This is a genomic window from Streptomyces sp. NPDC086554, assembly GCF_040686095.1.
Taxonomy (GTDB): Bacteria; Actinomycetota; Actinomycetes; order Streptomycetales; family Streptomycetaceae; genus Streptomyces.
The window spans coordinates 501965-516609 of record NZ_JBFBJK010000001.1; the positions used below are offsets into that span (position 1 = coordinate 501965).

General features: G+C 69.7%; 13 protein-coding genes. 1 reads left to right on the forward strand and 12 read right to left on the reverse strand.

Features of this window, described 5'->3' with window-relative positions; genetic code table 11:
* Positions 1–38: 38 nt before the first annotated feature.
* From AB0O76_RS02210 to AB0O76_RS02265, 12 genes are all read right to left on the reverse strand, one after another.
* Complete coding sequence (locus AB0O76_RS02210; protein ID WP_365484173.1) at positions 39–1061, reverse strand: glutamate ABC transporter substrate-binding protein; 1023 nt, start codon at positions 1059–1061, stop codon at positions 39–41.
* A gap of 17 nt (positions 1062–1078) precedes the next feature.
* Positions 1079–2551, reverse strand: a complete 1473-nt coding sequence (locus AB0O76_RS02215; protein WP_365484435.1) for a hypothetical protein — start codon at positions 2549–2551, stop codon at positions 1079–1081.
* Between the two features lie 337 nt (positions 2552–2888).
* Positions 2889–3902: a BadF/BadG/BcrA/BcrD ATPase family protein gene (locus AB0O76_RS02220; protein WP_365484176.1), complete on the reverse strand. Its 1014-nt coding sequence runs from the start codon at positions 3900–3902 to the stop codon at positions 2889–2891.
* Positions 3899–5164, reverse strand: coding sequence for a 6-phospho-beta-glucosidase (locus AB0O76_RS02225; RefSeq protein ID WP_365484178.1), 1266 nt, complete (start codon positions 5162–5164; stop codon positions 3899–3901). Before AB0O76_RS02225 ends, AB0O76_RS02220 begins: the two co-directional genes overlap by 4 nt.
* 2 nt (positions 5165–5166) lie before the next feature.
* Positions 5167–6063 (reverse strand): carbohydrate ABC transporter permease, encoded by an 897-nt coding sequence (locus tag AB0O76_RS02230; RefSeq protein WP_365484180.1) that lies wholly within the window; start codon positions 6061–6063, stop codon positions 5167–5169.
* 5 nt (positions 6064–6068) lie between these two features.
* Positions 6069–7010 (reverse strand): sugar ABC transporter permease, encoded by a 942-nt coding sequence (locus AB0O76_RS02235; protein WP_365484183.1) that lies wholly within the window; start codon positions 7008–7010, stop codon positions 6069–6071.
* Between the two features lie 10 nt (positions 7011–7020).
* The gene (locus tag AB0O76_RS02240; RefSeq protein WP_365484186.1) at positions 7021–8361 is read right to left on the reverse strand and encodes an ABC transporter substrate-binding protein; all 1341 of its coding nucleotides are present in this window, start codon (positions 8359–8361) and stop codon (positions 7021–7023) included.
* Positions 8362–8427: 66 nt separating this feature from the next.
* A complete protein-coding gene (locus AB0O76_RS02245; protein WP_365484438.1) occupies positions 8428–9588 on the reverse strand; it encodes an ROK family transcriptional regulator in 1161 nt (386 codons plus the stop codon).
* 266 nt (positions 9589–9854) lie between these two features.
* Positions 9855–10790 carry a LysR family transcriptional regulator gene (locus AB0O76_RS02250; protein WP_365484189.1) on the reverse strand — a complete coding sequence of 312 codons (936 nt, stop codon included), beginning with the start codon at positions 10788–10790 and terminating at the stop codon, positions 9855–9857.
* Positions 10791–10820: 30 nt separating this feature from the next.
* A complete protein-coding gene (locus AB0O76_RS02255; protein ID WP_365484192.1) occupies positions 10821–11231 on the reverse strand; it encodes a PPOX class F420-dependent oxidoreductase in 411 nt (136 codons plus the stop codon).
* A gap of 64 nt (positions 11232–11295) precedes the next feature.
* Positions 11296–12183 (reverse strand): DMT family transporter, encoded by an 888-nt coding sequence (locus tag AB0O76_RS02260; RefSeq protein ID WP_365484441.1) that lies wholly within the window; start codon positions 12181–12183, stop codon positions 11296–11298.
* Positions 12184–12386: 203 nt separating this feature from the next.
* Positions 12387–13925 (reverse strand): FAD-dependent monooxygenase, encoded by a 1539-nt coding sequence (locus tag AB0O76_RS02265; protein ID WP_365484195.1) that lies wholly within the window; start codon positions 13923–13925, stop codon positions 12387–12389.
* A 99-nt stretch (positions 13926–14024) separates the two neighbouring features.
* Between AB0O76_RS02265 and AB0O76_RS02270 the strand changes: the two genes are divergently transcribed.
* Positions 14025–14597: a TetR family transcriptional regulator gene (locus tag AB0O76_RS02270; protein ID WP_365484198.1), complete on the forward strand. Its 573-nt coding sequence runs from the start codon at positions 14025–14027 to the stop codon at positions 14595–14597.
* Positions 14598–14645: the final 48 nt, after the last annotated feature.

Below are 14645 nucleotides of genomic sequence, written 5' to 3' on the forward strand. Positions count from 1 at the left end.
CGATCACCTCTCCGCTCTGCGTTGCCGTGCACTTGGGGTCAGTCGGTGTACGTAGGTGCGGGCGGTCCCGCCGATGTGCCGAGGGCGGGCTCGAGCCAGTCGTCGTACGACTTCTGCCAGCCGTTGTCCTTGTCCTTGCGGTAGTCCTCAAGGACTTGGTTGACCCGCCGCACCAGATCGTCCGCGCCTTTCTCCGGCTTCTTCATCGCCACGCCGTAGTACTCCGTGTTGAGCGGCGCGTCGCCCTTCAGCTCGACCGTCGGGTCCTGGGCGGCCTGGCTCGCGGCGAGCGCGCTGTCCGTCACGACGGCGTCCACCTCACCGAGCTGGAGCCTTACCAGGCAGTCGAGTTGGTTCGGAACCGTAGTCCCGATGTCGGCATCGAGGCCCTTCTTCTTGAGTTCCTCGAGCTTGGTGAGCGCGGTCGAACCCTTCGCGGAGCAGACCCTCTTGCCGTCGAGCGAGTCGTCGAACCCGGTGATGTCCGACGACTTGGGGGCGAGGACCTGCTGACCGGTCTTGAAGTAGGCGGTGGAGAACGCCACTTCCTTCTCGCGCTCGCAGGTGATCGTCATCGTCCGTACGACCATGTCGACCTGGCCGCTCTGGATCGCCTTGACACGCTGGTTGGTCGGGATGGCGCGGAAGAGCACGGCGTCGCGGTCGCCGAGGATCTCCTCGGCGATCTTGTGCGCCAGGTCGATGTCGAAGCCTTCGAGCGTCGCCGTCTTCTTGTTCGGGTCGCGATAGCCCCAGCGGTAGCTGTTCTGGTCGACGCCGATGATCAGCTTCTTGACCTTGCGGGCCCGGATCGCGTCGATCGTCGGGCCGTCCTCGTCGTCCGGCGACAGGCTGGCCTCCGGCTTCTCGCACTCCTCGACGCGCGCGGGAGCGGCAGCCGATGAGCCCTGGCCCGCGCGGCGCGCACCGTCGTCGCCGTCACCGGCCGCGCCACCCGCCTCCGGCAGCACGAGCACGAGGGAGCCCGTGAGGGCACAGGCCACCGCCATGGCGGCAGCTCCGCCCCAGCCGCGCAGCCTCGCACGTCCTCGCGTACGCATCGTCCGCTCGCCCCCTCTCACCGGTACTCCGACAGCCTGCGCCCGATGCCGAGCACGGCACCGGCGGCGGCGAGCACCGCGAGTACGGCGGCACCGACCGGAAGGCCCGCCATCGCGCTCCTGCCGTCATCGGCCGCCTGCTTGAACTCGCGCTGCTCGTGGGCGAGCGCGACCTCAAGGGCGTCGTCGACGTTGTCGAAGCACTCGCCGGTCGGCTCGTCCTTCTTGTCGCCGACGATCTTGTCGAGCGCGCCCTTGTAGTTGCCCGCGTCATCGATGTCCCGCGCGGTCTTGTGGCGGTCCTTCCAGACCGACACGTTCTTCGCGGCGTCCTTGACGGGGTTCTTGCCCGCGTCGTCGTCGGCGATGGCCACGGCCTTGCCGAGCAGCCCGGTGTCGGCGCTGCCGAGCCGCTTCATCGACGCCTGGTAGTCGACGTCGAACTTGTCCTTGATCTCCGCGTCGTCGCCCGTGCCGACCTCGACGGTCTCGGCGCCCCGGCTGACCAGTGTCAGGTTCTCGTTGCCGCGGGCCTTGAGCGAGTCGATGCGGGCGTCGTTCAGGACGTTCAGGGACTTCACGCCGTGGTCGTACGAATCGCTGAGCCCCGACCGCGCGAAGGTGTGCCCGGCGAGGAGCCAGAGCAGCACGACCGCGGATGCGGTCGTCGCGGCGACCAGGCCGTGGTTGAACACGCGGTTCGTCCGCTGGTAGTTGCGCCGCTGGGCCAAGACGAGTGCGGCGAGCGCGAGGAGACCGAGGGCGATGGCGAACCACGGGTACGGCTTCGCGTCGTCGTAGTCGGCGCTCAGCCGCTGGTTCTCCGCGGTGTAGAGCTTCTCCGCGGCCGGGAGCATCTGCTTCTGCATCTTGTCGTTGGCGTAGCGCAGATAGGCGCCGCCGAGCGGGAGGCCCTGGCGGTTGCTCGCGCGGGCGCGCTCGATCAGGCCGGTGTACTCCGGAAGCAGCTTGTTCAGCTTGGCCACGGACGTCGCCGCCGAAGAGCCGGAGCCCGCGTTCGACGCGGCGTTCGCCAGCTTCTCCGAAGCGGTCTTGATGTCGCGCTTGTACCGGTCGCGCACGTCGGCCGGTTCCTGGCCGCCCGCCAGGAAGCCGCTGGAGGCCGCCGTGTTGGCGTCCGCGAGGGAGCGGTAGATGGCCGCGGCGTCGGCGCTCAGCGGCTGGCTGCGGTTCAGCACGCTGTTCGCGGCGTCCGAACGGCTGGTCATCTGCCAGGTGGTGACCGCGCCGAACGCCACGACGAGCAGCGCGAGCACGGCGCCGATGATGCGCAGCTTGCCCGGCTCCGTCGTCGCGGCCGCGCGCAGCCGGTCCCGGCCCTCGATCCACGCGGGCCTGCGCGGGGGTGCGGGAGCCGTCGGCTGCGCGGCCGGCGCAGCGTGCGCGGAGCCCGTTTGAGGCGGGACGGCGGGCATCGTCGGCGCTGCCTGTCCTGGCGGCGCGGCGCTGCCGTTCGGCGGGTATGTCACCTTGACCTCGACCTCCCCCTCGGTCATCGGACGGTCACCTCCGCCCGCCGTGCGCGGCGCGGGAGGAAGTGCACGGCCGCAAGTATTGCCGCAGGGACTGACATCCGCACAGGCATTGACTGGATCTTGTTCGGATCAGCCTGCCCGGACGACCGTCCCTCGATCGACGCGAAGATCGCGCACCACCCCTGCCCTTGAATACGCGATTCAGGACGGTTCGGTTCCCTGCCCTGCCAATGTGCTCTCGCCAGGGCGAGGGTGTCGCCACGTTGCGCGGCGCGGACCAGGCGGGCTGTCTCCTCATCGGCGAGCGCGCGCAGGGAGAGCTGGGCGACGGTCACCTTGCGGAGGAGGCGGGGCTGCGATTCGTTCCCCCGGGTTCGTAGAACCGCCGCACCCGCTCCAACGCCCCCGCCGGCGCCCCCACATGGTCAAGCCCCAGCAGCGCCGCCCCCAGTACGGGGCGTACGGACACCACACGGGGGACCGCCTTCGGGGCGCGTGAGGCCAGCAATGAGCTGATGCCGTCGTCCAGTTGGGCATGCCCCGCAGCCAGCACGCTGCCGCCGAGGAGCACCGGCGTCTCCTCCTCCAGGAGGTCGAGGCGGGTCAGGGCGACGCTCGCCATCGCCACCACCTCCTCCGCGAGCCGGTCCACAATGGCCCGTGCCACCGTGTCCCCCTCCACCGCCGTGGCGAAGAGGACCGGCGTCAGCTCGTGCCGCCGCAGCTCGTCTATCCGGGACAGGTGCAGAGCCTCGATCAAGGCGTACATGGACGGCAGTCCGAAGTGCGCCGGAAGGGTGCGCGCGAGCGACGTGGGGCCGCCGCGTCCGTCCTCCGCGCGGGCCGCGTGCCACAGGGCCTCCTCCGCGAGGCCCCAGCCGCCGCCCCAGTCACCGGAGATCCGCCCGATCGCGGGGAAGCGGGCCGTGCGGCCGTCCGGGCGCATGCCCACGCAGTTGATGCCCGCGCCGCACACCACGGCGACCCCGCGCGGCTCGGCGACCCCCGCCCGCAGGATCGCGAAGGTGTCGTTGCGTACGGTCACACTCGCGCCCCAGCCGCGCGCGTCGAGCGCGGCCGCCAACTGCTCCTCCTCCACCGGGAGATCGGCGTTCGCCAGGCACGCCGAGACATGGTCGGCGCCGGAGGCCCCGGCGCTCGCGAACACCTCGCGCACCGCCGACTCCAGGACGTCCACCGCGGTCTCGACGCCCACCACCGGCGGCTGGAACCCGCCGCCGCGCGCCGCCGCGACGACCGTGCCGCTCGCTGCGACCAACGCGACGTCGGTCTTGCTGTTGCCCGCGTCGATCGCGAGAACCGACCCGGATACGGAACCGCTCATGCCCACGCGAGGTGCTCCCGGTTGTGCGCGACCAGCTGATCGGTGAGCTGCTCGGCGTACTCGAACTGGCCGATCAGGGGGTGGGCGAGAAGCGCGCGGTAGACACGGTCACGGCCGCCGCGCAGCGCCGCCTCCAGGGCCAGGTCCTCGTACGCGGTGACGTTGGCGATCAACCCGGCGTACAACGGGTCGAGTTCGGGCACGGCGAGCGGCGTCGCGCCCTTCGTGCCGACAGCGGCCTGCACCTCGATGACCGCGTCGTCCGGCAGGAACGGCAGCGTGCCGCCGTTGTAGGTGTTCACCACCTGGTACGGGCTGCCTCCGCCGGCGAGCAGCGCCGCCGCCAGGTCCACCGCGGCCTCCGAGTAGAAGGCCCCGCCCCGCTCGGCGAGCAGTTCCGGCTTCTCGTCGAGGGCCGGATCGCCGTACATCCTCAGCAATTCACTCTCCATCGCGGCGACTTCGGAGGCCCGCGACGGCTTCGTACGCAGTTCGCGTACGACCTCGTCGTGGGCGTAGAAGTAGCGCAGGTAGTAGGAGGGGACGACACCGAGGCGGTCGAGGACGTGGCGCGGCAGGCGCAGGTCCGCCGCGATCGCGTCGCCGTGCTCGGCGAGCAGCCTGGGGAGTACGTTCTCGCCTTCGGGGCCGCCGAGGCGTACCGCCGTCTCCCAGGTGAGGTGGTTCAGGCCCACGTGGTCGAGGTGGACGTCGGCGGGGGTCACGTCGAGGAGCTTCGCGAACTTCCGCTGGAAGCCGATCGCCACGTTGCAGAGGCCGACCGCCCTGTGTCCGGCCTGGAGGAGGGCGCGGGTGACGATACCCACCGGGTTGGTGAAGTCGATGATCCAGGCGTGAGGATTCGTACGCCGTACGCGTTCGGCGATGTCCAGGACCACCGGGACCGTCCGCAGCGCCTTGGCGAGGCCGCCCGCGCCCGTCGTCTCCTGGCCGACGCAGCCGCACTCCAGCGGCCAGGTCTCGTCCTGGCCGCGCGCGGCCTGACCGCCGACGCGCAGCTGGAGCAGGACCGCGTCGGCGCCCTCCACGCCCGCGTCCAGGTCGGCGGTGGTGACGATCCGGCCCGGGTGGCCCTGCTTGGCGAAGATCCGCCGGGCAAGGCCGCCGACCAGGTCGAGGCGGTCGGCCGCCGGGTCGACGAGGACCAGCTCCTCGATGGGGAGCGTGTCCCTCAACCGGGCGAATCCGTCGATGAGTTCGGGGGTGTAGGTGGATCCTCCGCCCACCACGGCGAGTTTCATGGTCAGCCCTTCACTCCGGTCAGCGTGACACCCTCGACGAACGCCTTCTGTGCGAAGAAGAACACGAGGATCACAGGGGCCATGACCAGCAGGGTCGCGGCCATGGTCAGATTCCAGTCGGTGTGGTGCGCGCCCTTGAACGACTCCAGGCCGTACGAAAGGGTCCAGGCGCCCGGGTTCTCGGACGCGTAGATCTGCGGCCCGAAGTAGTCGTTCCAGGCGTAGAAGAACTGGAAAAGGGCGACGGCGGCGATGCCGGGCTTGGCCATCGGCAGGACGACCCTGAGCAGGGTCCTGAGCTCGCCGCAGCCGTCGACCTTCGCGGCGTCGATGTACTCGTTCGGGATGGTCATCAGGAACTGCCGCAGCAGGAAGATGGAGAACGCGTCGCCGAACGCCATCGGGATGATCAGCGGCCAGAGCGTGCCGGACAGATCGAGTTGCTTGGCCCAGAACAGGTACATCGGGATGACGATGACCTGCGGCGGCAGCATCATCATCGAGATGACCAGCATCAGGGAGAGATTGCGGCCCTTGAAGCGGAACTTGGCGAGCGCGTACGCCACGGGCAGCGAGGACACCACCGTCAGGAGGGTGCCAAGTCCCGCGTACAGCAAGGTGTTTCGCCACCAGGTCAGGAAGCCCGGGGTGTCGAAGACCTTGCTGTAGTTCGACCACTCCCAGGTGTCCGGGGTCAGATCCCGGGTGAGGGCCTGCTGGTCGCTCATCAGCGAGGTGAGGAGGACGAAGACGAACGGCAGCACGAAGAACAGCGCCACGGCGACGCCGAGCGTGTGCACGGCGATCCAGTTCAGGAGGGCCTTGCGGCGTGCGGTGCGGGCGGCGGGAGTGATGACGCCCCCGCTCAACTCAGGCTTACGTTCCAGTAGTTGGACCATGATGGTCAGTCACCTGCCTGGATGAGGCCGCCGCGCCGCCGCATGAGAAGCGCGGTGAACGCCATGGCCAGGGCGAAGAGCACGAGCGCGATCACACAGGCGGAGCCGTAGTCGAAGCGCTGGAAGCCGAGGTTGTAGACGAGCTGCGGCAGGGTCAGCGTCGACTTGTCCGGGTAGCCGGGCTCGAACTGCTGCCCGGAGCCGCCGATCACGCCGGACGCGACCTTCCCCGCGACCAGGGGTTGTGTGTAGTACTGCATGGTCTGGATCACGCCCGTGACCACCGCGAACATCACGATCGGCGAGATGTTCGGCAGCGTCACGAAGCGGAACCGCTGCCATGAGGACGCGCCGTCCAGTTCGGCGGCCTCGTACTGCTCCTTCGGTACGTCGAGCAGCGCTGCCATGAAGATGACCATGAGGTCGCCGATGCCCCAGAGGGCGAGCATCGTGAGGGCGGGCTTGGACCAGGCGGCGTCGTTGAACCAGCCCGGGGTGGGAAGACCGAGATCGCCGAGCAGCGAATTGACGGGCCCCGTACCGGGGTTGAGTAGGAAGGCAAAGGCCATGGTCGCGGCGACAGGCGGCGCAAGATAGGGCAGATAGAAGAGAGTCCGGAAGACACCCGCACCAGTCTTGATCTTGGTGATGAGAAGCCCGATCCCGATGCCGAAGACGACCCGGCAGGAGACCATGACGACGACCAGCCACAGCGTGTTGCGCAGCGCTGGCCAGAACAGCGGGTAGTCCGCGAAGACGTAGGACCAGTTGTCCGTTCCCGTCCAGGTCGGCGGCTTGAAGCCGTCGTAGTGCATGAACGAGAAATAGACGGTCGAGATCAGCGGATAGGCGAAGAAGACCGCGAAGCCGATCAGCCAGGGAGACATGAAGGCGGCGGTCCGCAGCGCCGAGCGCCGCCGCTTCGAGCGCAACGTATACGTACTCATCGGACGACGGCTACTTCGCCTGCTCGATGTCTGTGTCGATCTCGTCGGCGGTCTTCTCCAGACCGGCCTTCAGATCCTTCTGCTTGCCCTTCTCGAAGTCGAATCCGAGGTTCTGGAGGGAGACGAGGTAGGGACCTCCGTTGATCGAAGCGGGAGTCGTCGTCGAGTCCGGGTTCTCGGCGATGTCCAGGAACGTCTTGAAGCGCGGGTCGTACTTCAGCTTCGGCGACTTCAGGGCGGCGTGTGTGGACGGCACATTGTGGATGGCGTTGGCGAAGTCCACGACGGCGTCCGTGTTCGTGGTCATGTATTTGACCAGCTCCCACGAGGCGTTCTGCTTCTTGCTCGTGGCGGCGATACCGGCGATGGTGCCGATGACATAGCCCTTGCCATACGTCTCCTTCTGGTCATCGGGAACGGGCAGCGGGGCGACGCCGATGTCGAATCCGACCTTGGCCTCCTTCGCCATGCCGAGCCGCCACTCGCCGTCCATCTGCATCGCGACCTGGCCGGTGTGGAAGGGATGCTTGGCACCCCACTCGTCACCGAACGTCGACCGGTACTTCTCCAGCTGCTGATAGCCGCCGAGTTCATCGACAAGCTTCTTCTGATACGTGAATCCGTCGACGAAGGCCGGATCCTTGGCGACGTTCGACTTGCCGTCCTTGTCGAAGTACGTGGGGGACCACTGGGCGAAGTAGTGCTCGGTCTTCGACTCATAGCCGTGATAGTTCGGCATGAACCCGAGCTGCTCGTAGGAGTCACCCTTCGCCTTGGTCAACTTCTTGGCGACGGAGGTGAATTCGGACCAGGTCTTCGGCGGGCTCTTGATGCCGGCCTTCTTGAACTCGTCCTTGTTGTAGTAGAGGCCGTACGCGTCGCTGAGGAGCGGGGCGGCGCAGCGGTTGCCCTCGAACTGCGTGTACTCGTTCATGGTCTTCGGGAAGGTCTTCTCCGGATCGATCCCGTCCTTCTTGAAGAACGGGTCGAGGTCGACCCACGCGCCCGAAGAGCAGAACTTGCCGACGTTGTTGGTGGTGAAGGAGGAGACGACGTCCGGGGCCTTCGAACCACCCGCACGCAACGCCTGATTGATCTTGTCGTCGTTCATGTTCCCGACGACCTTGACGTGAATATTGGGGTGCGCCTTCTCGAAGGCGTCGACATTCGCCTGTACGGCCTTCACCTCGGACGGCGCGCTCCAGCCGTGCCAGAAGTTGATCGTCGTCTCTTTGGACGCGTCGTCGTCCGCACCCGAACCGCTCTGCCCCGTACAGGCGGTGGTCGCGAGCAGGACTATGGAGGCGGTCGCGGCGAGCGCGACGGCGGTCGCGCGGCTGTTTTCGGGCATGACGGAGTACTCCCTGGGCAGGACGGGCTCGGACGAGGGGTTACGTCAGGGGTGCGGGGACGGGATTCAGCGCGAGGTGTCGAAGACCTCGTCACGGGTGGCTGCCAGCGCGCTCTCCAACGCGCCGCGCAGCACGGGGTGTTCGGCGACATCGCCGACCACGAGACGGGGACGTGAGACGGCCAGCTCGTCGAGCTCGGCCTGGATCAGCTGACGCAGCGGCTCGCCGCCCGCGGTGTGCAATGAGCCGCTGAGGACGACGAGTTCGGGATCGAATACGGCGATGAGCGAGGCGAGACCGGTGGCGAGGCCGGTCGCGTACGTCTCCAGGAGCTGCCGGTGGGGCCCCTCGTCGACGGCGGCGGCCTGCGCGACGAGGGCGGCGGCGACTTCGGCGTACGGCCCGTGGGGAATGGGCGAGATCCCGAGATCACGCGCGAGCTTCGGAATGACCTGCGACCCGGCAAGCTCTTGATAACCACCACTATTGGCCTTGGTGACCTGCCGTACGAGAGGGGCGCCGGGGACGGGCAGGAACCCGATCTCGCCCGCGCCGCCGGTCCAGCCGCGGTGCAGCCGTCCCCCGATGACGAGGGCGGCGCCGAGCCCTTCCTGATTCCACAGCAGCACGAAGTCTTCATGCTCTCTCGCCGCACCGAGCCGCTGCTCGGCGATCGCGGCGAGGTTCACGTCGTTCTCGTACTCGACGGGCATCGGGAGCGCGGCCGCGAGTTCGTCGAGGAGGGTGGCGAAGTGCCAGCCGGGCAGGTGCGAGGCGTACCGGAGGCGGCCGGTGTTGGGGTCGAAGGCGCCGGGGGTGCCGATGACCAGCCGGTGGACGTCGGAACGGGCGAGCCCGGCGGCCTTCACCGCGCCGTCGAGCGCCTCGGTCACCTGGCGTACGACGGGTTCGGCGCGGCGGCCGGGCGTCGGGAGCCGGAACTCGCCGACGGTCTTTCCCGTGACGTCGGCGACGGCGGCGCGGATGCGGTCGGGGTTGACGTCGAGCCCTGCGGCGTAGGCGGCGCTCGGATTGACGCCGTACAACTGGGCGTTGGGCCCTGGCCGGCCCTCGGTCGTCCCTGTGGCCTTCACCAACCCCGCCGCTTCGAGCCGGGCGAGAAGCTGTGAAGCCGTGGGCTTCGAGAGCCCGGTGAGCTTGCCGATCTTCGTTCGCGACAGAGGTCCGTGCGCGAGCAGCAGGTCGAGGGCGGCGCGGTCGTTCATCGCGCGCAGGACCCGGGGGGTGCCTGGTGTGGAGCCGCCGCCGGTCGCACCGCGGGTCGTTCCGTCCGCCGCGCCTCGGGGCGAACCCCCGGTCGACCCACCCATGAGCTGCTCCTCGCCCTTGCGCCGTCCCGTACATGCCGTACTAGTGCTGTACGGACCGTACCGGCGCCGCACTGTTAGGAAACTTTCCTATTGGGTGTGAGGAAGGTAATTCCGGCGTGACGGGGGCGTCAATAGCGAGGGCGTCGGCGGCCACCAAGTCGTTACCTGGGCGGGGTGGGTGGCTTGACTTCGCCCCGCTCCGGGACCGCCTCGCGGAGGGCGGTCAGGACTCGGGAGATCGCCGCGCCTGCCGCCGCGCCTCGGCGGACCGCTGCCACCACATGGCGGCGAGGCCTGTCGGCGGAGAGTTCTCGCATCGTCACGCCGTCACGTCTTGCCGCCGCCATCCTCGGGACCAGCGCCACCCCCATTCCCGCCTCCACCATGGCGAGGATCGCCGTCCAGCCGGAGGCGGAGTGCGCCTGTTCCGGCGAGAAGCCCGCCCCCTCGCACGCCGCCCGCGTGATCTCGGACCACGGCCCGCTTCCCCCGAAGATCCACGGCTCACCCGCGAGATCGGCGAGCCGCAGCCCCTCCGCCGACGCCAGCGGATGATCCCCGGGCAGCGCCACGTCCAGCGGGTCGGCGAGCAGGGACTCCCGGGTGAAGCGCGTGTCCGCGTCGGGCGAGGCCGGTGCCTGGACGGCGAGGGACAGCGCCACGTCCACCTCCCCCGCCGCGAGGAGCTCGTACGCCTCCGCCGCCTCGGCCTCCCGCACCCGTACCGAGATCCCCGGCGCCGCCGCCCGCAGCGCCCGCACCGCCGGCACGACGAGCGCGGGCACAGCGGTCGAGAAGGCCCCGACCCGCACCTCCCCGGCCTCCCCGTGCGCGTACGCCGCCAACTCGGCGTCCGCACGCTCCAGTTGAGCGAAGACCGCCTCCGCGTGCCGGAGCACCAGGTGCGCTGCGTCCGTCAGGCGCACCCGGCGCCCGTGCGCCTCAAGGAGCGGCACCCCCAGCTGCTTCGCGAGGTTGGACAGCTGCTGCGACACCGCCGACGGCGTCATCCGCAGCGCCTGCGCCGTCGCGGTCACCGTGCCCCGCTCGCTCAACGTACGCAGGATCTGCAGTTTCTTGATGTCCCACTCGCTCATGGGGCCAACGTACCGACCGGGTCGAGCGGGTCAGCGCGCCGCACTGCCGAGCACCTTCCGCGGGGTGATGCGGATGACGACCCTGACGACCTCCGGGGGCAGGTCGAGGTACTCCTGTCCCGCCCCGGCCCCCTCGTACGCCTCGGCGAGTCCGGCCGCCACCTTCCGGTCCGCGTCCACGCTCACCGTGGCCGTCCCCCGCACCTCCACGTACCGCAACGGGTCCGCCCTGTCGTACACCGTCAGGCTCACCCGCGGCTCGCTCCGTGCGTTCAGCACCTTGCGGCGCCCCTCCTGGGAGGAGATGACGAGGTCGTCGCCGTCCCACCCCGCCCACACCACGGAGGTCTGCGGGCTGCCGTCGGGGCTGACCGTCCCGAGGACCGCCGGGTTCGTCGCGTCGAGGATCCGCCGGGCCGATTCGCTGATCGTTGTCGTCATGCGCGTGAGCGTAAGGGCGACGCCCATCGGCGTCGCCCCCTTTATCGCCCGCCCCCGCGAACCGTCACTTCGCCCGCCCCGCGGACCCCAGCACGACCCCGCCCAGGATCAGCCCCATGCACATGACCTGCAGCCACCCCATCGCCTCGCCGAGCACCGCGAAGGACAGCAGCGCCACGCACACCGGCTGGAGGTAGTAGACGACCCCGGCACGGGCCGCGCCGATGATCGAGATCGCCTTGTTCCAGGCGAAGAAGGCGACCGCGGACGACACCACACCCACGTACAGGAGCGGGGAGACCGTGCCGACCGTCGGCTCGAAGCCGCCCTGGACGACATAGCTGGCCACGAACACCGGAAGCAGCAGCAGCGCGCCGAGCACGAACGCCGCGAAGAGGAACGGCAGTCCACCGATCTCGGCGGGCTTGCGCTTGAGCAGCGCGCTGTACGAACCGAAGGCGATCGCCCCCGCGATCACCCACAGGTCGCCGACCGCGAAGTCCATGGAGAGGGAGCCCCCGGAGACGAGGATCAGGACACCCGCGCAGGCGATCAGCATGCCCGTCACGCGGCGCGCCCCGAGCCGGGTGCCGCCGACGCGTTCGTACACCGCCATCAGGACCGGCGAAGCAGCCATGATCATGCCCATGTTGCCCGCGGTGGTGGTCATCGCCGCCTGGTTCACCAGGGTGTTGTAGACGGTGATGCCCAGGAAGGACGCCAGGAGCAGAAAGCGGAAGTGCCTGCGGAGCAGGGCCCGTTGCCGCCAGGTCTGCCGTGCCGCGAACGGTGCCACGGCCGCGATGGCGATGATCCAGCGCCAGAAGGCGTGCTGGATGGGCGGCACGCTGTCGTGCAGGGCCCGGGAGGTGACGAAGCTGCCCGACCAGACGACCGTGGCGAGCGCCGCGAGGGCGAGGCCGACGCCGATCGGGCGGGCGGCGCGCGGCACCCGCTTCGGCTCGCTCGTCGTCGCGGTCGACGCGGTGGTGAGGGGGGTCCGGTCCAGGACGGTCACGTTGTATCCCTTGTCTCTCTCCCGGGCGGCCCCGGGGGTCGGTTGCGGGACTACCGTCGCACCTCCCGACCAGTCAGGTCCATCGAAACTTTTCGACCTTTCCGTTAAGGTAAATTGAATGATGGTTTAGTTTGGTTCTAGTTCGTTCCCCATTCCGTGAGCGCCGCCCCCACCGCCCCCGCGTCCGCCTCATCCGACGCCCACGCGACGTATCCGTCGGGGCGGACCAGGACCGTCGTGCGCCGGTCGCCGGCCCAGTGCGCCACCACGGCCCGGCCGCGCGAGGCCGGCTCGAACTCCGCGCCCTCCGGAGCGATCAGTACGAACTCGCCCTCGCGCAGCGCCTCGTAGAGCCGCCCCTCCTTGAGTGCGACGTCCGGGGCCCGGTGACCGGTGAGGCCGTGGGCGCCCTTGGGGGCCGGGTAGGTGTAGCCGACGCCCGTGATCTGGCCGAGCACCTTGGCGCGGGCCCGCGGGACGCGGTTGACGAAGGCGGCGACCGCGGCGCGGGCGGCCAGCGTCCACGGGCGCTTGGCCATCGCGAGCCTGACCATGCCGCCGCTGCTGCGCAGGACCGCCTTGCCGACGGGGTGCCGCTCGGTCTGGTAGCTGTCCAACAGCCCTTCCGGGGCCCGCCCTTCGACCGCAGCGACCAGCTTCCAGCTGAGGTTCGCGGCGTCCTGGAGGCCGGTGTTCATGCCCTGGCCGCCGGCCGGGCTGTGGACGTGCGCGGCGTCACCGGCGAGGAAGACCCGGCCGACCCGGTAGGCGGGCGCCTGCCGCTCGTCGCTGTGGAAGCGGGACATCCAGCGGGCGTCGTGCATGCCGTAGTCGCGGCCGAGCGCGCTGCGGGTGATCTCCTTGACCTCTTCGAGGTCGAGCGGCTCGCTGTCGGGGACGTTGCGGGCGCGATTCCAGCCGATGACGCGGTAGTAGCCGTCGGCGAAGGGCGCGATGAAGGCGAAGGCGTCACCGGCGGCGTTCACCGTGAGGATCGAGGCGGGCTTCTCGGCGAGCCTGACGTCGGCGAGGACCAGCGAGCGGATCACGGACTTGCCGGGGAAGGGCAGGCCGATCGCCTCGCGCACCCCGCTGTGCAGCCCGTCCGCGCCGACGACGTAGGCGGCCCGGCGCGTGCTCAACTCCCCATCAGGGCCGCGGACTTCAAGGCGCACCCCGTCCGCGTCCTGGGTCAGGCCGGTGACCTCGGTGTCGTACTCGAAGCGCACGCCCGCGTCGTCCGCCCGCCGCTTCAGGACCTTCTCCACCTCGTACTGCGGCAGGACGAGGACGTGGCGGAAGCGGGAGGGCAGCTCTTCGAGGTCGAGGGAGAGGTGCCGGAAGACGCGCAGCGCACCGAGCGCCTCCCCCTTGGCCTCGACCTCGTCGGCGAGGCCCCGGGCGTCGAGCTGCTCCAGGGTGCGGGCGTGCAGCACCATCGCGCGGGACAGATTGCTGATCCCGGGGGCGCGCCTCTCGATGACCGTCACCGGTACGCCCGCGACGGCGAGGTCGCCCGCGAGCAGCAGGCCGGTGGGTCCGGAACCGACGACTATGACGGCGGGGTCGGCGGGGTCGGCGGGGTCGGCGGTGCGGCCACCCTCGGCGCTGGTGCTGCTGTTCTCGGTGGTGCCGTTGTTCTCGGTGGTGCCCAGGTTCTCCGTTGTGCCGCTCATGGCTGCCTCCTGGTGCCAACGCTTGTTGGTCAACGCTTGTTGGCCAACGTAGAGCCGCCGCCCTGGACTGTCAACAGGTGTTGGCCTACGCTTGTTGGCATGCCATCGACGCCCCCGGCCGCCCGCCGTTCCGACAGCACCCGCGCCGCCATCGTCGCCGCGGCCCGCGAGCGGTTCGCCGCCGACGGGTACGAGCGCGCGACCATCCGCGCCATCGCCAAGGACGCGAAGATCGACCCGTCGATGGTGATGCGCTACTACGGCAGCAAGGAAGGCCTCTTCGAGGCGGCCATGACCGTCGACCTGCGCCTCCCCGACCTCGCGCGCACGCCGCGCGAGGACATCGGGCGGGTGCTCGTCACGCACTTCATCGACATCTGGGACGAGGTCGACGTGCTCACCGCGCTGCTCCGCGCGGGGATCACCAACACGGCGGGGGCCGAGCGCACGCAGGCCATCTTCCGGCAGCAGCTGCTGCCGGTGGCCCTGAGCGTCTGCCCCGATCCCGCCGCCGCCCCGACCCGGGCCGGGCTCGTCGCCTCACAGATCCTCGGCATGGCCCTGACCCGTTACGTGCTGCGGTTCCCGCCGGCCGTCGAGCTGACCCGCGAGGAGATGGCGGACTGGCTCGGCCCCACGGTGCAGCGCTATCTGACGGCGGAGCAGCCCTGAGGCGGGCCTGAAGCGGCCCTGAAAAACGCGTAGGGGGCGCTCTTCGCG

Excerpts from the sequence above, each read along its gene's own strand:
- AB0O76_RS02220 (WP_365484176.1), bottom strand. The coding sequence starts at position 3,902 with ATGAGCGGTTCCGTATCCGGGTCGGTTCTCGCGATCGACGCGGGCAAC.
- AB0O76_RS02245 (WP_365484438.1), bottom strand. The coding sequence starts at position 9,588 with ATGAACGACCGCGCCGCCCTCGACCTGCTGCTCGCGCACGGACCTCTG.
- AB0O76_RS02235 (WP_365484183.1), bottom strand. The coding sequence starts at position 7,010 with ATGAGTACGTATACGTTGCGCTCGAAGCGGCGGCGCTCGGCGCTGCGG.
- AB0O76_RS02225 (WP_365484178.1), bottom strand. The coding sequence starts at position 5,164 with ATGAAACTCGCCGTGGTGGGCGGAGGATCCACCTACACCCCCGAACTC.
- AB0O76_RS02240 (WP_365484186.1), bottom strand. The coding sequence starts at position 8,361 with ATGCCCGAAAACAGCCGCGCGACCGCCGTCGCGCTCGCCGCGACCGCC.
- AB0O76_RS02210 (WP_365484173.1), bottom strand. The coding sequence starts at position 1,061 with ATGCGTACGCGAGGACGTGCGAGGCTGCGCGGCTGGGGCGGAGCTGCC.
- AB0O76_RS02265 (WP_365484195.1), bottom strand. The coding sequence starts at position 13,925 with ATGAGCGGCACAACGGAGAACCTGGGCACCACCGAGAACAACGGCACC.
- AB0O76_RS02255 (WP_365484192.1), bottom strand. The coding sequence starts at position 11,231 with ATGACGACAACGATCAGCGAATCGGCCCGGCGGATCCTCGACGCGACG.
- AB0O76_RS02250 (WP_365484189.1), bottom strand. The coding sequence starts at position 10,790 with ATGAGCGAGTGGGACATCAAGAAACTGCAGATCCTGCGTACGTTGAGC.
- AB0O76_RS02270 (WP_365484198.1), top strand. The coding sequence starts at position 14,025 with ATGCCATCGACGCCCCCGGCCGCCCGCCGTTCCGACAGCACCCGCGCC.
- AB0O76_RS02230 (WP_365484180.1), bottom strand. The coding sequence starts at position 6,063 with ATGGTCCAACTACTGGAACGTAAGCCTGAGTTGAGCGGGGGCGTCATC.